This window comes from Vibrio sp. 970, assembly GCF_033339075.1.
Window position 1 is genome coordinate 1 of record NZ_JAWOTW010000028.1, and the last position, 20333, is coordinate 20333.

Consider the following 20333-nt stretch of genomic DNA (forward strand, 5'->3'; position numbering starts at 1 on the left):
ATGAGTAGTTTTACAGGCAAAGCCGAAACGGATGATAACCACCTACTGAAGTAGGTGGTTTAGGGCTGAAAACAAAAGGCGCACTCAGCGCCTTTTTTTATTGTTCTTGTTCGACAGAATTCGAAGCAATGTTTATTCAGAGATCAACTTTGGCCGAGAAACACAATCAAAGTCATCGTCATTGAGCATCAACAGTTCATCGACCATTGCTTTGTTTCGTGACTGCTTGCCGACAAAAGCCACATAACTGTCTACCGATGAGAGACGCTCGATAATAAATTTTGGCAGCGTCTGATTAAACTCGAGTGTCGAGAACACCTTACCTTTGCAGGTTTCAAACGATTGACCATTCCAATAACCTTGAATAAGGCTCTGATTGTTACGAGACTGCGCCTTAACCGATGCCACTACGTCATTCGCTTCTGCTTTGTAGCGCTCTAATTGGTCATGCTGGAGTGGTAAGACTTTACGGTTAACACGATATTGTTGGTAAACCGCTTCGCCATCTTTATTGAAACGGATGTGGATTTGAAAAGGCACCAACTCTTGTTTGGTATCAACTTGCTCGCCTTTTCGAATCAACTCTCGCAACTCACCTTCATCCCAGCGATAATCACTCTTGAACCAACCATTGTCCCCCATAGTCACATAATCAGCCGCCGTACTCACACGAGTGAGTTTCTCTGTCATCCAGTACAAGCTGCTAGCATCTCCCGCAACTTTACCACCAGAAAAATGCGTGAATTGTTCTAAATTAGGAGTTTCAACCGATGAACAGCCAAAAAGGGTAAGGCTAGATAGGAGAAGTGAAGTGAGTAGATGTTTTTTCATGAAATTGCACCGAGGCAGGATACCTCGGTGCATTCTAACTTAGTTTACTGATTCTTTCAGCGCTTTACCTGCTACGAATGCTGGTACGTTAGCTGCTGCGATTTGAATCTCGTCACCAGTCTTAGGGTTACGACCAGTACGTGCAGCGCGGTGGTTTACTTTGAATGTACCAAAACCAATTAGTTGAACTTGGTCACCCTCTTTAAGTGCGCCAGTTACACCATCAAGAGTCGCTTCAAGAGCAGCTTTTGCTTGTGCTTTTGATAGGTCTGCTTTCTCTGCGATAAAGTCGATTAATTGGGTCTTGTTCATTAGGTTTCCCTTCTCATAGGTTATCGAATTCGTCTCACTCTAAAACATAAATGCCCCATCTGGCAAAGGTTTGTAAGCGATCTTTCGATTTTCTGACGTACTTTTAGCCATAATATGAGTAATAACTCACAATTTGTTACCACATCCCCCCTGAAAACCCTTGCTTTCCAAGGTATTTGGACCAATTTATAAGTCACTTTTGCGGTTATAATAGCTGCAAATAACCACTATCAAACTACATTCAAGGGCAACTATGCTGCTGTTATCCATTTATATCTCTATTGCAATCGGCATTTCGTTTATCTGTTCGGTGCTGGAGGCGGTACTGCTGAGTATCAGTCCGAGCTACATTGCGCAGCTCAATCAACAGGGGCATCCCGCAGCTGGGCAATTGGCTAAGCTGAAATCAGATATCGACCGACCACTGGCATCTATTCTGACTTTAAACACCATCGCTCACACTATCGGCGCGGCCACTGCTGGTGCACAAGCTGCAGTTGTATTTGGTAGCGAAGCATTAGGTATCTTTTCGGCAGTGCTGACATTGGCGATCTTAGTGCTTTCAGAAATCGTACCGAAGACGATTGGCGCGACCTACTGGCGTCAGTTGGCACCCACTGCCGCGGTCGCATTGCGTTGGATGGTATGGGCGCTTACACCCTTTGTTTGGTTCTCAGAGCAAATCACCAAGCGTCTTGCTCGTAACCACGAAGCTCCAAAGATGCGTGATGAGCTGTCTGCAATGGCGATTCTGGCACGTGAAAGCGGTGAATTTGCCGAGGGTGAATCAAAAATCTTAAGCAACTTGCTTGGCATCCAAGATGTACCCGTAACGCAGGTTATGACGCCACGACCAGTAGTATTCCGTGTCGATGCCACAATGACCATCAATGAGTTCCTAGAAAAACACAAAGATACGCCTTTCTCACGCCCATTGGTTTACAGCGAACAGAAAGATAACATCATTGGTTTTGTGCATCGCCTTGAGTTGTTCAAACTACAACAATCAGGTTGTGGACAGAAACAGTTGGGAGCAATCATGCGCCCAATTCAAGTGGTGCTAAACAATACCACTTTACCTAAAGTATTCGACCAGATGATGACTCATCGCTTACAGCTGGCACTTGTTGTTGATGAATACGGTACCGTGCTAGGTTTGGTAACGTTGGAAGATATTTTTGAACACCTCGTAGGCGAGGAGATCATCGACGAAGCAGATAAAAGCACTGACATGCAGGAGCTGGCTTACCAACGCTGGGAAAGCTGGAAAGAAATGCACGGCGTAATCGAAAGCCGCGATGACGATGAAGAAGATAATGAGCCGGAGAAGCAGGATAAAGAGCCAGAAGCTCAAGAGCCACCGAAACCCGACTCGAAAGAATCGTAATCAGCATTAGGTATAACAGCTTAAACGCACAAAAAAGGCATCCAGTTAGGATGCCTTTTTCTATTTATTCAACGATTAAAGTGCAATACCGATGTTGCTCACACCTTCTTCACGTAGCTCTTCACGCAAATCTTTAATCAAGCTGATGTCACGTTCTACCGCTTCACGCAGCGGACGGAAGATAGCCCACTGGACGTCCCACTCTTCACATACGGCTTCGTTTTCTTTCTGGTTGTCGTTAGTGATTGGCTCTGCGCCTTGTGCTTGCTCTAGATCAGCAACGGTTTGTACCGACTGTTGACTCACTTTAAGCATTGAATCGAAAAGGTAGTCGCGGTCCAATAGACCATGCAGTAACGTAGACAAACCCTGACACGCGTCCATCGCTGGGTAAACGCCGTAAAAATCGAACTCATCCGCACTTGGGAACAACTCTTCTAACTTCTCCAATTGACGTTCGAAGTTAATTTTCGCGTTCTTAACTGTCAAAATTTCCCATACACTATCAAGAATCGCTCGGTAAGCACGCGGGTCAGCAAATTCTGTATTCTCACAAAACATCGCATAGTTTGGATACATGCGTTCACACAGACACGCCATAAAGGTAATTTGTTGCCAAGGTTCTAGTTTTTCTAAACGAACCTGAAGAGGATTCTTAAGCATAGTCACTCAATCATTGAAGAAAAAAACAGCGAAAGTGTACTTGATTCATCACAGGGAAAAAAGTTAATGCCGCATTCAAATCAGATTTTCCTGCTCTCAGAGCATCGCGACACCTACAAAACGTTACTGGCAGAGAAAAATCTGCCCGATCTTTGTCTCACCGACCAACCAGAAGCCGCTCAGATCGTACTAGCGGATCCACCCTTACTATCACAAAGCTTAGACGAATTTTCACAGCTTGAATGGGTGCAATCCACGTTTGCTGGTGTCAACGCCTTAACATCCCCTAGCCTTCGTCAGGACTATACTCTAACTAACGTTCGAGGCATCTTTGGTCCACTGATTGCTGAATATGTTTTGGGTTACAGTATTGCCCATTACCGCCACTTTGCCCAATACCACCAGCAGCAACAAAACAAACAATGGCAGCCTCACCTGTACACGTCATTAAAAAGTAAAACCATGGTAATTCTTGGTACCGGTAGCATTGGGGGCTATCTGGGCAACGCCGCTAAAGCAATGGGGATAAAAACTATCGGTATTAACCGCACAGGTATCCCTACTCCAGGCGGCGAGTTTCATCAGACCTTTCATATCAATGAACTAAGTAAGGCATTTGAGCAAGCCGACATCGTTGTGAATACTCTACCAAGTACACCTGAGACGCGACAGTTACTTAATCGTCAAACGCTCAGCCAACTAAATCAGGCGTTATTGTTTAACGTAGGTCGTGGCGACGTACTGGATGAGGCAGGGTTGCTCTTCGCTCTGAAAAACCGTTGGGTAGAACACGCCTTCTTAGATGTGTTTGAGCAAGAACCGTTGTCGGTAGAGCATCCATTTTGGAAACTACCGCAAGTCACCATCACTCCACACATTGCTGCGCTGAGTTTTCCCGAGCAAGTCATCGAGATTTTTGCTGACAACTATCTACGCTGGCGCGATGGGTTTTCATTAAATTATCAAGTGGATTTCGAAAAGGGTTACTAAGAATGTCGTTAGACGAGCTATTGCAGCAAGTGAGGGCCTGCCAGATCTGCGCGGATAATTTACCTTTGGGCGCAAACCCTGTCGTACAAGCAGCAAAAGGGGCACGCATCCTAATCATCGGTCAGGCCCCTGGCACACGTGTACACAAAACCTCGATACCTTGGAATGACCCAAGTGGTGATCGATTACGCCAATGGCTCGATATCGACAAAGACGTTTTCTACGACCCAAATAAAATTGCCATTGTCCCAATGGGATTCTGTTATCCAGGCAAAGGGAACTCTGGTGATTTACCGCCTCGTAAAGAATGTGCGCCCACTTGGCATAAAAAGATTCTTGAGCAACTGCCCAATATAGAGCTCACTCTACTAATTGGTCAGTACTCGCAGCAGTACTATCTCACCAACAAACCAAAGACGCTCACGCAAACTGTTCAGCAATGGCAAGATTGGGAACCGGACTTTATCCCGCTCCCTCACCCATCTCCACGCAATACATTGTGGTTAAAGAAGAACCCTTGGTTTGAATCTGACGTCGTGCCATACCTTAAAAAACGCGTTCACTCGATGCTTTAGGTTACCCATGATCTAATTGCTTTTTTATCTGTACAAGAAAATTAGAACATAAAAGCCGAGGTCATAAGTATTTGTTTATATTGAATTTTAATGTCTAATGTACAGCTAGAGTAGTAATTAGATCATAGTAGGCCAAATACTACTAGAGCTGTACAGCCTTGAGTCTCAGATAGAAAAACTGAATTTTAGGTAAAAAAATACCGGCACTGAATGCCGGCATTTGATTTCAAAAAGTCGAAGTTACTTGTGGTACGGCTTAGATAGCTCGTGTACCGCTTCCACAAATACGCCCGCGTTTTCTGGCGGCACATCCAAATGGATACCGTGACCTAGGTTGAACACATGACCAGTACCTGCATCACCAAAACCTTCTAGAATACCCGCGACTTCTTCACGGATACGCTCTGGTGAAGCGTAAAGCATTGATGGGTCCATGTTACCTTGCAGAGCCACTTTATCACCGATACGTGCTTTCGCGTCTGCAATGTTGATTGTCCAGTCTAGACCAACCGCATCACAGCCCGTTGCAGCGATTTGCTCAAGCCACATGCCGCCATTCTTAGTAAACAGTGTGACTGGCACGCGACGACCGTCGTTTTCACGAATCAGACCATCTACAATCTTGTGCATGTATTGCAGTGAGAACAGATTGTAATCACGAGGCGTTAGTACGCCACCCCATGTGTCAAATACCATTACCGATTGCGCACCCGCTTTAATTTGCGCGTTTAAGTACTCGATAACGCTGTCTGCCAGCTTATCTAGAAGTAGGTGCAGAGTTTGTGGTTCCGCGTACATCATCTTCTTTATCTTGGTAAACGCTTTAGAGCTACCACCTTCGATCATATACGTCGCAAGAGTCCAAGGACTACCAGAAAAACCAATCAGCGGCACTTCACCCTTCAGGTCTTTACGGATCTGGCGTACTGCGTTCATTACGTATTGCAGTTCACCTTCAGGATCTGGCAAACCAATTTTTTCCACGTCGGCTTTGCATGTAATTGGGTTATCAAAAACAGGCCCTTCACCCGCAGCAAAACGCAAACCAAGCCCCATTGCATCTGGAATCGTTAAGATGTCCGAGAATAAGATCGCGGCATCAAGAGGAAAACGGCGTAATGGTTGAAGTGTCACTTCGGATGCTAATTCTGCATTTCGACACAAAGACATGAAATCACCCGCTTCTGCACGAGTCGCTTTGTATTCTGGTAGGTAACGACCTGCCTGGCGCATCATCCATACTGGCGTGTAATCTACCGGCTCTTTTAAAAGCGCACGCAGATAACGATCATTTTTTAATTCAGTCATTCCGTAATTCCAACTGTTAGGCTTTCTGTGAAAGGGGGTATTCTATCACTGATTTAAGTCCAATAGCTGTGTGCTTTGCAACCTGGATCAAGTTATTAACTTTTAAATCAATGCTTAATTTGCACCCAATCGGTATCAGTGTTAAAAATTTGTTCGCTAGCGAAAACTACAATTATAAACTGAGTACTTAGTACTCAGCATCTCATAACGACATCTTACTTACCCCCTCCCTCTCGGAGGGTTTTTTTTATCTATTTATCAGACAATTAGAGTCTATATCTTTCAGCGTTTGTTCGATAAGTGCTCTTGCAATCGTTCCTTTAGGCGCAACAGGCGGCATCTCGTCGATACCAAACCATTGTGCATCAGACAGCTCAGTGTAGTCTGGACTTAACTCTCCCGATTCATAGTCAGCTAAAAACCCCATCATCATACTGGATGGGAAAGCCCAAGGCTGGCTGCCAAAGTAACGAATATTTTTAACGAGAATTCCCGTTTCTTCATGAATTTCTCGAGCCACGCACTCTTCTAATGTCTCACCGACTTCTAGAAAACCCGCAATAACCGTATACATACCATTTCGATGCCTTGGATGTTGGGCTAATAAGATCTGATTTTCTTTACGTACAGCAACGATAATACACGGAAATATTCTAGGATAATGAAGGGTGCGACATTCACCACACTGCATGGCTAACTGGTTATTATTAAGAAAGTTTCTTCCTCCGCACTGTGGACAAAAGCGCAAACTTTGCGTCATGTGCCCATATTGCACAGCTTTACTTAACAACATAAATAATGGCTCAGGAAAATGCAGGCAGTCACGCAGGGATACTAAAGGTAGATCATGCTCTAAATCGGCCAAGTTAAGCCACATGACGGGCGAACCAGAATACTCACCAATGGGTCTTGCACTCGTTACTGGCAGTGATAACTGCTCTGCAGACCCGAAGGGCACAGCACCATCCACCAGCCAAATTTCACTTCCTGCAACAACACACCAGTATGCATTTATCGCGCGGTTAACATCACCTTTTCTTAACATTACACCATCCCTTTGCTTGAAGTTCGTTCATTTTACTGGCAATCTAATTTCATACTAGAGTTTATCGTTAAGTAAATGTGCACTCTAAATTCTAGTAAGGACAAGAGTTTGTAATAACTTTACTAACTTTGCTTTGCAAAGGATACGTTCGCCGATGGGCGATCAGATCATGAGGGCATGGTCATGCTAAGAAAATTCAAACAAACACAAGACCAGTGGGGTGGCTCAAGTGATGTCATTGATCACTGGTTAGAGACACGACAATCCCTGATTGTTGAATATTGTAAGCTTGCAGCGCTGCAACCTTGTTCGAAAACCAATGTTATTGAACTCCCATCTCCTTCCGAACTGCAGGATTTCTGTCAGCACCTCGTTGATTACATCTCCGAAGGCCACTTTAAAATTTATGACATGGTTATGGACCGTTGGAAAGCAACCGGCTTTGTCGTGACTAATGAGATCAATCAAACCTATGGTCAAATTGTTCTAACGACTGAACCTCTATTGAACTTTAACGATAAGTACTCAGAAGTGACTGAAGATGATGAATTAAATGATTTCGATTCTGATATGTGTCTCATTGGGGAAATTCTTGAGACTCGCTTTGAAGTCGAGGACTATCTGATACAGCAAATCGCAGAAAGCCTGTCTATGCCACCTGGGGCTTAGTATTTGCAAACATTTAGAAATAGAGTGAGAGAAAAGACTGACGATCATCGTCGGTCTTTTTTGTTTCTAGCTTTATCGAAAATCCCACCGGAAGAACAAAGTAGTATAAAAACTAAAAAGGCACCCGAAGGTGCCTTTTTCTTAAGCTTTTAACGATTACTCGTTATATGACTTACTCTTCAGAAGAGAAACCAGCGTTTAGAAGTGCCGCTAGGTTATCCGTTGCTTGCTCAGCAGAAGGACCATCTTGCGCTTCAGAACGTTTAGCTTGACGCTCTTGGTGGTATGCGAAACCAGTACCAGCTGGGATCAGACGACCAACAATTACGTTCTCTTTCAGACCACGTAGGTCATCACGCTTACCAGAAACCGCAGCTTCTGTTAGTACGCGAGTTGTCTCCTGGAACGATGCCGCAGAGATGAACGACTCAGTCGCTAGAGATGCTTTAGTAATACCTAGTAGTTCACGTTCGAAACGTGCAGGCTCTTTGCCTTCAGCTTCTAGGTTACGGTTAGCAATCTTAACTTGTGAGTACTCAATCTGTTCACCAGGTAGGAACTCAGAGTCACCAGAGTGAGTAATAGTACACTTACGTAGCATCTGACGAACGATAGTTTCAATGTGCTTATCGTTAATCTTAACGCCTTGTAGACGGTAAACTTCCTGTACTTCGTTAGCAATGTACTGCGTTACCGCGTGTACGCCACGTAGACGTAGGATGTCATGTGGAGACTCTGGACCATCTGCGATCACATCACCACGTTCAACTTTTTCACCTTCGAATACGTTCAACTGACGATGCTTAGGAATCATCTCTTCGTAAGCTTCACCGCTTTCACGTGTGATCACTAGGCGACGTTTACCTTTCGTCTCTTTACCAAAGCTCACAGTACCTGTGTGCTCAGCAAGGATTGCAGGCTCTTTCGGCTTACGTGCTTCAAATAGGTCAGCAACTCGTGGAAGACCACCGGTGATATCTTTGTTACCGCCAGACTTCTGAGGAATACGTGCTAGTGTTGCACCAACACCTACTGCTGCGCCATCTTCGATGTTCACAATCGCTTTACCAGGTAGGAAGTAGTGAGCTGGCATATCAGTACCAGGGATCATTACATCGTTACCTTGCTCGTCAACAAGTTTGATAGCTGGACGCATATCTTTACCTGCTGAAGGGCGAGCTGCTGGGTCAGTTACTTCGCTTGAAGATAGACCAGTTAGGTCATCAGTTTGACGAGATACTGTTACACCGTCGATCATATCTACGAACTGGATGCGACCTGCTACCTCAGTAATGATAGGTAGTGTGTGCGCTTCCCAGTTTGCAACTGTTTCGCCAGCTTGAACTGTATCACCATCGCCTTTGCTTAGTAGCGTACCGTAAGGCAGTTTGTGTTTCTCTTTAGTACGACCAAACTCATCAACGATAGTTAACTCTGTCGCACGAGAAGTGATAACGATCTTACCGTCATCAGCCAATACAGATTTAGCGTTGTGTAGCTTGATAGAACCGTTGTTCTTAACTTGAACACTGTTCTCTGCCGCTGCTGTCGATGCCGCACCACCGATGTGGAACGTACGCATCGTTAGCTGTGTACCTGGCTCACCGATAGACTGAGCAGCAATAACACCCACTGCTTCACCTTGGTTCACTAGGTGACCACGTGCTAGGTCACGACCGTAACATTGTGCACAACAACCGAAGTCAGAATCACACGTTACTACAGAGCGCACTTTCATGCTGTCTACTGAGTTCTCTTCCATGATTTGACACCACTTCTCATCGATCAGGGTGTTACGTGGAATAAGAACGTCTTCAGTGCCAGGTTTTAGTACGTCTTCAGCAACAACACGACCAAGAGCAAGCTCAGAAAGTGCAACTTTAACATCACCACCCTCGATGTGAGGCATCATGTCGACACCTTCGTGAGTGCCACAGTCATGTTCAGTTACAACAACGTCTTGAGCAACGTCTACTAGACGACGAGTTAGGTAACCCGAGTTCGCTGTTTTCAGTGCCGTATCCGCAAGACCCTTACGAGCACCGTGCGTTGAGATAAAGTACTGAAGTACGTTTAGACCTTCTTTAAAGTTCGCTGTGATCGGCGTTTCGATGATTGAACCATCTGGACGCGCCATCAGACCACGCATACCCGCAAGCTGACGAATCTGTGCTGCAGAACCACGAGCGCCCGAGTCCGCCATCATATAGATGCTGTTGAATGACTCTTGCTGTTCCTCTTCACCGTCACGGTTAACTACCGTTTCAGATGAAAGGTTTTCCATCATTGCTTTCGCAACACGGTCGTTGGTCGATGCCCAGATATCGATAACTTTGTTGTAGCGTTCGCCCGCAGTAACAAGACCTGATTGGTACTGTTCCTGGATTTCACGTACTTCTTCTTCCGCTTCTGCGATTTCAGTGTACTTAGCTGCAGGTACAACCATATCGTCGATACCAACAGATACACCAGAAAGTGCCGCGTATGCGAAACCTGTGTACATGATTTGGTCAGCGAAGATTACTGTGTCTTTCAGACCTAGTTTACGGTACGCCTCGTTAAGTAGGTTAGAGATTTGCTTCTTACCTAGCTTTTGGTTAACGATGCTGTACGGTAGACCAGCTGGCACGATTTGCCATAGCATTGCACGACCAACAGTGGTGTCTACCATCTTGGTTTCTGTAGTGCTGTTGCCATCTTCGTCTACAACAGTTTCTGTAATACGTACTTTAACGCGTGCGTGAAGCTCAGCTTGTTTAGTGCGGTATGCTTTCTCAGCCTCTTCTGGGCCAGAAAGGTACATGCCTTCACCTTTCACGTTGATCTTTTCACGAGTCATGTAGTACAGACCCAATACAACGTCCTGAGAAGGTACGATGATCGGATCACCTGACGCTGGCGACAGAATGTTGTTTGTCGACATCATCAGAGTACGAGCTTCAAGCTGTGCCTCTAGAGTTAGAGGTACGTGAACCGCCATTTGGTCACCATCGAAGTCCGCGTTGTACGCTGCACAAACAAGTGGGTGTAGCTGAATCGCTTTACCTTCGATCAGTACTGGTTCGAACGCCTGGATACCTAGACGGTGAAGTGTCGGTGCACGGTTCAATAGTACTGGGTGTTCACGGATTACTTCGTCTAGGATATCCCAAACGACCGCTTCTTCACGCTCTACCATTTTCTTAGCAGCTTTGATTGTAGTCGCAAGACCACGAGTCTCTAGCTTGCTGTAGATAAATGGTTTGAATAGCTCAAGTGCCATCTTCTTAGGAAGACCACACTGGTGTAGACGAAGGTATGGACCTACTGTGATTACAGAACGGCCAGAGTAGTCTACACGTTTACCTAGAAGGTTCTGACGGAAACGACCTTGTTTACCCTTGATCATATCAGCAAGAGATTTCAGAGGACGCTTGTTAGAACCTGTGATCGCACGACCACGACGACCGTTATCTAGTAGCGCATCAACAGACTCTTGCAGCATACGTTTTTCGTTACGTACGATGATGTCCGGAGCAGCTAGCTCTAGAAGACGCTTCAAACGGTTGTTACGGTTGATCACACGACGGTATAGATCGTTAAGATCAGAAGTCGCAAAGCGACCGCCATCTAGAGGTACTAGAGGACGTAGATCTGGCGGAAGTACTGGAAGTACAGTTAGGATCATCCACTCAGGGTTGTTACCCGATGCGATGAACGCTTCTACCAGCTTAAGACGCTTAGTTACTTTCTTACGCTTAGTTTCAGAGTTTGTTGTCTCTAACTCTTCACGCATTTGTTCTGCTTCAGCGTGCATATCCATAGAACCTAGTAGGTCCTTGATAGCTTCCGCACCCATCTTAGCAGTGAACTCGTCGCCCCACTCTTCTAGACGATCTAGATACTCTTCTTCAGTAAGCATCTGACCTTTTTCTAGATCAGTCATACCAGGCTCTGTTACTACGTACATTTCGAAGTACAGAACGCGTTCGATATCACGTAGAGGGATATCCATTAGTAGACCGATACGAGACGGTAGCGATTTTAGGAACCAGATGTGAGCTACTGGTGAAGCCAGTTCAATGTGGCCCATACGGTCACGACGAACTTTAGTTTGTGTAACTTCTACACCACACTTCTCACAGATAACACCACGGTGCTTCAGGCGCTTGTACTTACCACAAAGACATTCGTAGTCTTTAACTGGACCAAAGATACGCGCACAGAACAGACCATCGCGTTCAGGTTTGAACGTACGATAGTTGATCGTTTCAGGTTTTTTAACTTCACCGAAAGACCATGAACGGATCATGTCTGGTGAAGATAGACCGATTTTGATTGCATCAAATTCTTCGGTCTTATGCTGTGCTTTTAGAAAGTTTAATAAGTCTTTCACAATCAGCTCCTGTAAGGAGTTAAAAGGAGCTCACTTGCTAAAGTGAGCACCTTCTTCCAAATAATCGCTTTGATTCTCTCGACTTTCATCAAGAGAGAAAAGGATTACTCTTCATCTTCTAGCTCGATGTTGATACCTAGCGAGCGGATCTCTTTCAACAGTACGTTGAACGATTCTGGCATGCCAGGTTCCATGCTGTGGTTACCGTCTACGATGTTCTTGTACATCTTAGTACGGCCGTTAACGTCATCCGACTTAACCGTTAGCATTTCTTGTAGCGTGTAAGCAGCACCGTATGCTTCTAGTGCCCATACTTCCATCTCACCGAAACGCTGACCACCGAACTGAGCTTTACCACCTAGTGGCTGCTGAGTTACTAGGCTGTACGAACCAGTTGAACGAGCGTGCATCTTGTCATCAACAAGGTGGTTCAGTTTCAGCATGTACATGTAACCAACAGTTACAGGACGCTCAAACGCATCACCTGTGCGACCATCAAACAGTGTTAACTGACCTGATGTTGGTAGATCTGCTAGCTCAAGAAGTGCTTTGATTGACTCTTCTGGAGCGCCATCAAATACAGGAGTCGCGATTGGTAGACCGCCACGCAAGTTCTTGATCAGAGTACGTACTTCATCATCAGATAGAGAAGCAATGTCTACTTTCTGGCGAGTGTCGCCTAGATCGTAAACTTTTTGTAGGAACTCGCGGAATTTCGCTAGTTCTTGCTGCTCTTTAACCATCTGGTTGATCTTGTCACCGATACCTTTCGCTGCCAGACCTAAGTGTACTTCTAGGATCTGACCGATGTTCATACGCGAAGGTACACCCAGTGGGTTAAGTACGATGTCTACAGGCTGACCTTTCTCATCGTATGGCATGTCTTCAACAGGGTTGATCTTAGAGATTACACCCTTGTTACCGTGACGACCCGCCATCTTATCACCAGGCTGAATGCGACGTTTAACCGCTAGGTAAACCTTAACGATCTTCAGTACACCAGGTGCTAAATCATCACCTTGAGTGATCTTACGACGCTTAGTTTCGAACTTCTTATCGAAGTCGGCTTTTAGCTCATCCCACTGCTCAGCAAGTTGCTCAAGCTGAGTTTGTAGTGCGTCATCTTCTAGCGTTAGTTCTAGCCACTTCTTACGATCAGTTGTGTCTAGTTTCGCTTCAGAGTAACCGCCTTCAATCAATACAGCTTTAACACGGTTTAGAAGGCCGCCCTCAAGAATCTGGAATTCTTCAGTTAGGTCTTTCTTCGCTTCTTTAAGCTGCATCTGTTCGATTTCAAGCGCACGCTTGTCTTTCTCTACGCCATCGCGAGTAAAGACTTGAACGTCGATGATCGTACCTGATACAGAGTTAGGTACACGTAGTGAAGTATCTTTAACGTCAGATGCTTTTTCACCGAAGATTGCACGTAGTAGCTTCTCTTCAGGCGTTAGCTGAGTTTCACCTTTAGGTGTAACTTTACCAACTAGGATGTCGCCACCCTTAACTTCAGCACCGATGTAAACGATACCTGACTCGTCTAGTTTAGACAGAGCAGACTCACCTACGTTTGGAATATCCGCTGTGATCTCTTCAGAACCAAGCTTAGTATCACGCGCCACACAAGTCAGTTCTTGGATGTGGATAGTCGTGAAACGGTCTTCTTGAACTACGCGCTCAGATACTAAGATCGAGTCTTCGAAGTTGTAACCGTTCCAAGGCATGAACGCGATACGCATGTTTTGACCAAGCGCTAGTTCACCAAGGTCTGTTGAAGGACCATCAGCAAGAACGTCACCGCGTGATACAGGCTCACCTGGCATCACACATGGGCGCTGGTTAATACATGTGTTCTGGTTAGAACGTGTGTATTTAGTCAGGTTGTAGATGTCGATACCAGCTTCACCTGGTACTAGCTCTTCTTCGTTAACTTTAACAACGATACGAGAAGCATCTACTGACTGGATTACACCACCACGTTTAGCAACTGCAGTTACACCTGAGTCAACGGCTACGTTACGTTCAATACCAGTACCAACAAGCGGTTTGTCAGCTTTCAGTGTTGGAACTGCCTGACGTTGCATGTTCGCACCCATCAATGCACGGTTCGCATCATCGTGTTCTAGGAACGGGATAAGCGATGCAGCGATAGATACAACCTGGTTTGTCGCAACGTCCATGTACTGAGCGTGCTCACGAGGGTGTAGACCAGATTCACCTTTCTGACGAGCTGTGATCAACTCATCTGCAAAAGTACCATCTTCGTTTAGCTTAGCGTTCGCCTGTGCGATAACGAATTGGCCTTCTTCGATTGCAGATAGGTAATCTACTTCGTCTGTTACTACGCCATCTACAACGCGACGGTATGGTGTCTCTAGGAAACCGTACTCGTTACAACGCGCAAACGCAGATAGAGAGTTGATCAGACCGATGTTTGGACCTTCAGGCGTTTCGATAGGACATAGACGACCGTAGTGAGTTACGTGTACGTCACGTACTTCGAAGCCAGCACGTTCACGAGTTAGACCGCCAGGACCCAATGCAGAAATACGACGCTTGTGCGTTACTTCTGATAGCGGGTTGTTTTGGTCCATGAACTGTGAAAGCTGTGAAGAGCCAAAGAATTCTTTAACTGCCGCAGAAATTGGCTTCGCGTTGATCAAGTCTTGAGGCATGATTGCGTCAAGATCGCCTAGGCTTAGACGCTCTTTAACTGCACGCTCAACACGTACTAGACCTACACGGAACTGGTTCTCAGCCATTTCGCCTACAGAACGGATACGACGGTTGCCTAGGTGGTCGATATCGTCCACTTCGCCCTTACCGTTACGGATCGCGATCAGCTTCTTCATCACTTCGATGATATCAGTTTCATCAAGTGTGCCTTGCTCTTGAGCATCTTCACGGCCGATAGAGCTGTTGAACTTCATACGACCAACAGTCGATAGATCGTAACGCTCTTCAGAGAAGAATAGGCTTTCGAATAGAGCTTCTGCAGCTTCTTTTGTTGGCGGCTCACCAGGGCGCATCATGCGGTAGATTTCTACCAATGCAGAAATACGATCAACCGTGCTGTCGATACGTAGTGTTTCTGACATGAATGGACCATGGTCTAGATCGTTCGTGAATAGAACTTCTAGCGCTTTGTGGCCAGCCTGAGATAGGTTCGCTAGTGCTTCCAGGCTGATTTCCTGGTTAGCGTTAACAATGATCTCGCCTGTTGCTTCATTGATATAATCTTTTGATGCAACTTTACCTACGATGTACTCAACTGGTACTTCGATGTGATCAACACCATCTTTTTCTAGTTGGCGGATATGACGAGCTGTTACGCGACGACCTTGCTCAACGTAAACTTTACCATTTGCTTCGATGTCGAATGACGCAGTTTCACCACGTAGACGATCCGGAACCAACTCCATCAATAGAGTTTGGTCTTTCACTTCGAAGTTCACTTTCTCGAAGAAGATATCTAGGATTTCTTCTGTCGACTTACCTAGTGCTCGAAGGATGATCGATGCTGGTAGCTTACGACGGCGGTCGATACGAACGTATAAGTTATCCTTAGGATCAAACTCGAAATCAAGCCATGAACCACGGTAAGGAATAACACGTGCGTTGTATAAAACTTTACCTGAAGAGTGGGTCTTACCCTTATCGCTGTCGAAGAACACGCCTGGGCTTCGGTGCAGCTGGGATACGATAACCCTCTCGGTACCGTTGATTACGAAGGTACCATTGTCTGTCATGAGTGGAATTTCACCCATGTAGACTTCTTGTTCTTTAATGTCTTTTACAGTACCTGCTGGCGCGTCTTTATCAAAGATAACTAGGCGTAGTTTTACACGTAGTGGCTTTGAGTAAGTTACACCGCGGATTTGACATTCTTTAACGTCAAAAACTGGCTCACCAAGACGGTAGCTAACGTATTGCAGCTCAGAATTGCCGTTGTAGCTCTGAATCGGGAATACAGAACGGAAAGCGGCTTCAAGACCGTATTGACCTTCAGGATCCTGTTCGATAAATTTGTCGAACGAATCGAGCTGGATCGATAGCAGGTATGGAATGTCCAAAACTTGTGGACGAGTACCAAAGTCCTTACGGATGCGCTTTTTCTCGGTATAAGAGTAAACCATGGGGTTCCTCAGCTCGCTGATAAGTGACCCAAACTGTCCGCCCGCTCCTAGTTACTTAAGGGGGGTAAGGGACAGTGACTAATATAGCTGTTTACTGTAGTGACATTTCATTTCGTAAGAATGAAATGTTTTTTGCATGGATATCAGGCGCTTAAACAGCGGGAAAATTCGCCTATACCCTACAGCGCAAAAAGGCCGGTGGTTAAAAAACCACCAGCCAATTAGCCGTTAGGCTAAGAAACTATGCAATAATTACTTAACAGCAACAGTTGCACCAGCTTCTTCTAGCTGAGCTTTAAGAGCTTCAGCTTCTGCTTTCTCAACACCTTCTTTAAGAGGTGCTGGAGCGCCGTCTACTAGAGCTTTAGCTTCTTTAAGACCTAGGCCAGTTGCGCCACGTACTGCTTTGATTACAGCAACTTTGTTACCGCCAGCAGCTTCTAGGATTACGTCGAATTCAGTTTGCTCAGCAGCAGCTTCGCCTGCAGCAGCGCCGCCAGCTACAACAGCAGCAGCAGCAGAAACACCGAATTTCTCTTCCATTGCTTCGATTAGTTCAACAACTTGCATTACAGACATTTCTGCAACTGCGTCTAGGATTTGCTCGTTAGTAATAGACATAACAATTCTCTTTTAAGTCAACAATAAGTTTATTAAGCAACCAGTAAAAAGCAAGGCTTATGCCGCTGCTTCTTGTTTTTGATCGCGGATAGCTGCGATAGTACGCGCCAGCTTGCCAGCCGAAGCTTCTTTCATGCACATCATTAGGCGTGCGATTGCTTCGTCGTAAGTTGGTAGTGTTGCTAGTACTTCAGCGTCAGTTAAAGCGCCTTCAAATGCAGCAGCTTTGATCTCGAAATCTTTGTTCTCTTTAGCGAAGTCTTTGAAAAGACGCGCTGCAGCACCTGGGTGCTCATTAGAGAATGCGATTAGAGTAGGACCAGTGAAAGTGTCAGTTAGACACTCGTACTCAGTACCTTCAACCGCACGACGAGCAAGAGTGTTACGAACAACTCTCATGTAAACGCCAGCTTCACGAGCTTGTTTACGTAGAGAAGTCATCGCGCCAACTTGAACGCCACGAGAATCAGCTACAACTGCAGAAAGTGCACCACTGGCAGCTTCGTTGACTTCAGCAACAATTGCTTTTTTGTCTTGAAGGTTTAAAGCCATCTTGGATTTACTCCTGGTTGTCGTTACACCACTCACTATCATCACGACAGTGAGAGCTATTGAGGTGCTTCCCCAGAAGAAAGTTAACTATATTACATAGAGCTTTCTGTCAGTTCGGGCACCATCTACGTAGGATAATTAAGTTTGCTTTTACACAAACACCTACGGTCTTGGACGGAGACTGGGTCTTAATTCATTTCGAACTAGGAGACAGTTCAAAGAACCAAAGTTCAGCCCCAACCACAAATATTAGGCGCAAAATTATACACTAATTTTGCGCCTAAGCAAATAAATTATGCTTGAGTGTTCAGGCTAGCCTGATCAACAGCAACACCAGCACCCATAGTAGTAGAGATGCTTACTTTCTTCAGGAAAGTACCTTTCGCTGAAGATGGCTTAGCTTTCTTCAGAGCAACTAGAAGTGCTTCTAGGTTCTCTTTGATCTGCTCAGCAGAGAAGTTTGCTTTACCGATAGTAGTGTGGATGATGCCGTTTTTGTCGTTACGGTAACGAACCTGACCAGCTTTAGCGTTTTTAACTGCTTCAGCAACGTTAGGAGTTACAGTACCAACTTTAGGGTTTGGCATAAGACCGCGAGGACCTAGGATAGTACCTAGTTGACCTACAACGCGCATTGCATCTGGAGAAGCAACAACTACGTCAAAGTTCATTTCGCCTTTCTTAACTTGCTCAGCAAGATCTTCCATACCTACGATGTCTGCGCCAGCTTCTTTAGCTGCTTCAGCGTTAGCACCTTGAGTGAACACTGCAACGCGGATTTCGCGGCCAGTACCGTGAGGTAGTACAGTTGCACCACGTACGTTCTGGTCAGATTTACGAGCATCAATGCCTAGGTTAACAGCAACGTCTACAGACTCAACGAATTTAGCAGTCGCTAGTTCTTGAAGAAGAGCAACAGCTTCGTTGATTTCGTATTCTTTAGTTACGTCAACTTTTTCGCGGATTACGCGCATGCGCTTAGTTAGTTTTGCCATCTTATTAACCCTCTACCACTAGGCCCATTGAACGAGCAGTACCAGCGATAGAACGCTTCATCGCTTCGATGTCAGCACCAGTCATATCAGCAGCTTTAGTTTCTGCGATTTCTTGGATTTGAGCGTCAGTTACAGTACCAACTTTTTCAGTGTTTGGACGACCTGAACCAGACTTAACGCCAGCAGCTTTCTTAAGAAGAACAGCAGCAGGTGGAGTCTTAGTTACGAACGTGAAAGAACGGTCGCTGTATACTGTGATAACTACTGGAGTTGGTAGACCTTTCTCAATAGATTCTGTTTTTGCGTTGAACGCTTTACAGAATTCCATGATGTTCACACCGTGTTGACCTAGTGCAGGACCTACTGGTGGACTAGGGTTAGCCATACCAGCAGCAACTTGTAGCTTGATGTAAGCTTCAACTTTCTTAGCCATGATAATTCCTAAGTTTGGGTACAAACGCTAATCGCGGATCAGCTCCCCGTTTGTGTAAGAAACTTTTTACTTCACTTGAAGTAAAAAGGCGCGAAATTATAGTCATAATCCGCGCCTTATACAACCCTAAAAAGGTGATTTTTTATACTCTTTAACGAAGAGTCTTAGTCCAGCTTTTCAACCTGACCAAATTCAAGCTCAACTGGTGTCGCACGACCAAAGATCGATACAGACACTTTCAGGCGGCTCTTCTCGTAATCCACTTCTTCAACAGTACCGTTGAAGTCAGCAAATGGACCTTCGTTAACACGTACCACTTCACCCGCCTCGTACATTGTACGCGGACGAGGCGCTTCACTCGCTTTCTCAAGACGATTAAGAATCGCGTCAGCCTCTTTATCCGTGATAGGTGCCGGACGGTCTGAGGTACCACCAATGAAGCCCATGACACGCGGCACACTGCGTACTAGGTGCCATGATTCATCGTTCATAATCATCTGAACAAGGACGTAACCTGGGAAGAACTTACGCTCAGATTTGCGACGCTGACCCGCGCGCATTTCCACTACTTCTTCAGTAGGAACCAGTACTTCACCGAATAGCTCTTCCATGCCGTGCATTTTGATATGCTCGCGCAGAGATTGAGCTACACGACCTTCAAATCCAGAGAAGGCTTGAACCACATACCAGCGTTTTTTTGGAGCTTCACTCATGAATAAAAACCCTCTATACCCCAGTTGCTAGAGCTACTAGACGAACCATAATTCCGTCAATACCCCATAGCACTAGAGCCATTACAATACTTACAGCTAAAACGATCAGTGTTGTTTGCATGGTTTCTTGGCGAGTAGGCCAAACAACTTTACGTACTTCCATACGAGATTCTTTTGCAAAACTGATCGCTGCTTTACCTTTAGTCGTTGTTGCTGCAACGCCTAAGGCAGCTGCAATAAGAACAACAACGCCTGCAGCACGAACCACTACAGACATTTCACCATACAGGTAATTACCCACAACAGCGGCAGCTGCCAATACGAAAGCGGCTACCCACTTAAACGTATCTGCTGCGTTTGAGCTATCAGGAGTTTCAGCATTATTTGCTTTCATAAAACCAACCTGTTACAAGTCTTAATATAGACGACAACAACCCCGCTGTTGCAGGGCAAACTCCATATCGCTGAAAAAATCAGCGTACTCTTCTTAAGATTAAGCCTCTTTGCTTAATCTTGCTCTGCGCCCAACCCACTTCTGAACAAGAAAACAGCAAAAATAATGTTGAGTGCAGAAAAAGGGCATCAAATGATGCCCTTTTTGCTACTGGTTCGTCAAATCTAATTCAAGATTTTCCGAAAGCATCGCTAATTCGCTATGAATTAGTCGAAGATCTTAGCAACAACACCAGCACCTACTGTACGGCCACCTTCACGGATCGCGAAACGTAGAC

The 20333-nt window shown here is 45.5% G+C and carries 17 protein-coding genes and 1 pseudogene; 4 read left to right on the forward strand and 14 right to left on the reverse strand.

The window, feature by feature from the left end; translation table 11 throughout:
- Positions 1–132: 132 nt before the first annotated feature.
- Positions 133–831, reverse strand: a complete 699-nt coding sequence (locus R7Q11_RS23530) for a DUF1481 domain-containing protein (protein ID WP_053307544.1) — start codon at positions 829–831, stop codon at positions 133–135.
- A 39-nt stretch (positions 832–870) separates the two neighbouring features.
- A complete protein-coding gene (gene hupA, locus R7Q11_RS23535; protein ID WP_005382524.1) occupies positions 871–1143 on the reverse strand; it encodes a nucleoid-associated protein HU-alpha in 273 nt (90 codons plus the stop codon).
- Positions 1144–1396: 253 nt separating this feature from the next.
- On the opposite strand from hupA, the gene R7Q11_RS23540 reads away from it, so the two are divergent.
- Entirely contained in the window at positions 1397–2530 is a 1134-nt protein-coding gene (locus R7Q11_RS23540; RefSeq protein ID WP_005382522.1) for a hemolysin family protein, read from the forward strand.
- A gap of 75 nt (positions 2531–2605) precedes the next feature.
- Here the strand turns inward: R7Q11_RS23540 and R7Q11_RS23545 are convergent, their stop codons facing one another.
- Positions 2606–3193, reverse strand: coding sequence for a YjaG family protein (locus tag R7Q11_RS23545; protein ID WP_005382520.1), 588 nt, complete (start codon positions 3191–3193; stop codon positions 2606–2608).
- Between the two features lie 66 nt (positions 3194–3259).
- On the opposite strand from R7Q11_RS23545, the gene R7Q11_RS23550 reads away from it, so the two are divergent.
- Both R7Q11_RS23550 and R7Q11_RS23555 read left to right on the forward strand, forming a co-directional pair.
- A complete protein-coding gene (locus R7Q11_RS23550) occupies positions 3260–4183 on the forward strand; it encodes a D-2-hydroxyacid dehydrogenase (protein WP_205461617.1) in 924 nt (307 codons plus the stop codon).
- Between the two features lie 2 nt (positions 4184–4185).
- Positions 4186–4758, forward strand: a complete 573-nt coding sequence (locus tag R7Q11_RS23555) for a uracil-DNA glycosylase family protein (protein ID WP_005382518.1) — start codon at positions 4186–4188, stop codon at positions 4756–4758.
- Between the two features lie 240 nt (positions 4759–4998).
- On the opposite strand, the gene hemE is transcribed toward R7Q11_RS23555, so the two are convergent.
- The gene (hemE, locus tag R7Q11_RS23560; protein WP_005384692.1) at positions 4999–6066 is read right to left on the reverse strand and encodes a uroporphyrinogen decarboxylase; all 1068 of its coding nucleotides are present in this window, start codon (positions 6064–6066) and stop codon (positions 4999–5001) included.
- A gap of 247 nt (positions 6067–6313) precedes the next feature.
- Positions 6314–7111, reverse strand: coding sequence for an NAD(+) diphosphatase (gene nudC, locus R7Q11_RS23565; protein ID WP_005382516.1), 798 nt, complete (start codon positions 7109–7111; stop codon positions 6314–6316).
- A 177-nt stretch (positions 7112–7288) separates the two neighbouring features.
- On the opposite strand from nudC, the gene R7Q11_RS23570 reads away from it, so the two are divergent.
- Positions 7289–7780 carry an Rsd/AlgQ family anti-sigma factor gene (locus R7Q11_RS23570; protein ID WP_005382515.1) on the forward strand — a complete coding sequence of 164 codons (492 nt, stop codon included), beginning with the start codon at positions 7289–7291 and terminating at the stop codon, positions 7778–7780.
- Positions 7781–7952: 172 nt separating this feature from the next.
- On the opposite strand, the gene rpoC is transcribed toward R7Q11_RS23570, so the two are convergent.
- From rpoC to R7Q11_RS23615, 9 genes and pseudogenes are all read right to left on the reverse strand, one after another.
- Positions 7953–12155, reverse strand: coding sequence for a DNA-directed RNA polymerase subunit beta' (gene rpoC, locus R7Q11_RS23575; protein ID WP_005382514.1), 4203 nt, complete (start codon positions 12153–12155; stop codon positions 7953–7955).
- Positions 12156–12259: 104 nt separating this feature from the next.
- Positions 12260–16288 (reverse strand): DNA-directed RNA polymerase subunit beta, encoded by a 4029-nt coding sequence (gene rpoB / locus R7Q11_RS23580; protein WP_005384685.1) that lies wholly within the window; start codon positions 16286–16288, stop codon positions 12260–12262.
- Between the two features lie 252 nt (positions 16289–16540).
- The gene (gene rplL, locus R7Q11_RS23585; protein WP_005382540.1) at positions 16541–16909 is read right to left on the reverse strand and encodes a 50S ribosomal protein L7/L12; all 369 of its coding nucleotides are present in this window, start codon (positions 16907–16909) and stop codon (positions 16541–16543) included.
- A 57-nt stretch (positions 16910–16966) separates the two neighbouring features.
- Positions 16967–17461, reverse strand: a complete 495-nt coding sequence (gene rplJ / locus R7Q11_RS23590; protein ID WP_005382538.1) for a 50S ribosomal protein L10 — start codon at positions 17459–17461, stop codon at positions 16967–16969.
- A 293-nt stretch (positions 17462–17754) separates the two neighbouring features.
- Positions 17755–18456, reverse strand: a complete 702-nt coding sequence (gene rplA / locus R7Q11_RS23595; protein WP_005384683.1) for a 50S ribosomal protein L1 — start codon at positions 18454–18456, stop codon at positions 17755–17757.
- A 4-nt stretch (positions 18457–18460) separates the two neighbouring features.
- On the reverse strand, positions 18461–18889 hold the full coding sequence (rplK, locus tag R7Q11_RS23600) for a 50S ribosomal protein L11 (RefSeq protein ID WP_005384682.1): 429 nt from the start codon (positions 18887–18889) through the stop codon (positions 18461–18463).
- 164 nt (positions 18890–19053) lie between these two features.
- The gene (nusG, locus tag R7Q11_RS23605; protein ID WP_005384681.1) at positions 19054–19602 is read right to left on the reverse strand and encodes a transcription termination/antitermination protein NusG; all 549 of its coding nucleotides are present in this window, start codon (positions 19600–19602) and stop codon (positions 19054–19056) included.
- 13 nt (positions 19603–19615) lie between these two features.
- The gene (gene secE / locus R7Q11_RS23610; RefSeq protein WP_005384680.1) at positions 19616–19996 is read right to left on the reverse strand and encodes a preprotein translocase subunit SecE; all 381 of its coding nucleotides are present in this window, start codon (positions 19994–19996) and stop codon (positions 19616–19618) included.
- 266 nt (positions 19997–20262) lie between these two features.
- Positions 20263–20333: pseudogene (locus R7Q11_RS23615) on the reverse strand (elongation factor Tu); the annotation flags it as partial.

What these genes read in the sequence shown, in the direction of transcription:
- rplJ (WP_005382538.1), bottom strand. Translation starts at nt 17,461, where the DNA reads ATGGCTTTAAACCTTCAAGACAAAAAAGCAATTGTTGCTGAAGTCAAC.
- R7Q11_RS23570 (WP_005382515.1), top strand. Translation starts at nt 7,289, where the DNA reads ATGGTCATGCTAAGAAAATTCAAACAAACACAAGACCAGTGGGGTGGC.
- R7Q11_RS23555 (WP_005382518.1), top strand. Translation starts at nt 4,186, where the DNA reads ATGTCGTTAGACGAGCTATTGCAGCAAGTGAGGGCCTGCCAGATCTGC.
- R7Q11_RS23550 (WP_205461617.1), top strand. Translation starts at nt 3,260, where the DNA reads ATGCCGCATTCAAATCAGATTTTCCTGCTCTCAGAGCATCGCGACACC.
- hupA (WP_005382524.1), bottom strand. Translation starts at nt 1,143, where the DNA reads ATGAACAAGACCCAATTAATCGACTTTATCGCAGAGAAAGCAGACCTA.
- rplL (WP_005382540.1), bottom strand. Translation starts at nt 16,909, where the DNA reads ATGTCTATTACTAACGAGCAAATCCTAGACGCAGTTGCAGAAATGTCT.
- R7Q11_RS23540 (WP_005382522.1), top strand. Translation starts at nt 1,397, where the DNA reads ATGCTGCTGTTATCCATTTATATCTCTATTGCAATCGGCATTTCGTTT.
- secE (WP_005384680.1), bottom strand. Translation starts at nt 19,996, where the DNA reads ATGAAAGCAAATAATGCTGAAACTCCTGATAGCTCAAACGCAGCAGAT.
- rplA (WP_005384683.1), bottom strand. Translation starts at nt 18,456, where the DNA reads ATGGCAAAACTAACTAAGCGCATGCGCGTAATCCGCGAAAAAGTTGAC.
- nusG (WP_005384681.1), bottom strand. Translation starts at nt 19,602, where the DNA reads ATGAGTGAAGCTCCAAAAAAACGCTGGTATGTGGTTCAAGCCTTCTCT.
- hemE (WP_005384692.1), bottom strand. Translation starts at nt 6,066, where the DNA reads ATGACTGAATTAAAAAATGATCGTTATCTGCGTGCGCTTTTAAAAGAG.
- R7Q11_RS23545 (WP_005382520.1), bottom strand. Translation starts at nt 3,193, where the DNA reads ATGCTTAAGAATCCTCTTCAGGTTCGTTTAGAAAAACTAGAACCTTGG.
- rplK (WP_005384682.1), bottom strand. Translation starts at nt 18,889, where the DNA reads ATGGCTAAGAAAGTTGAAGCTTACATCAAGCTACAAGTTGCTGCTGGT.
- nudC (WP_005382516.1), bottom strand. Translation starts at nt 7,111, where the DNA reads ATGTTAAGAAAAGGTGATGTTAACCGCGCGATAAATGCATACTGGTGT.
- rpoB (WP_005384685.1), bottom strand. Translation starts at nt 16,288, where the DNA reads ATGGTTTACTCTTATACCGAGAAAAAGCGCATCCGTAAGGACTTTGGT.
- R7Q11_RS23530 (WP_053307544.1), bottom strand. Translation starts at nt 831, where the DNA reads ATGAAAAAACATCTACTCACTTCACTTCTCCTATCTAGCCTTACCCTT.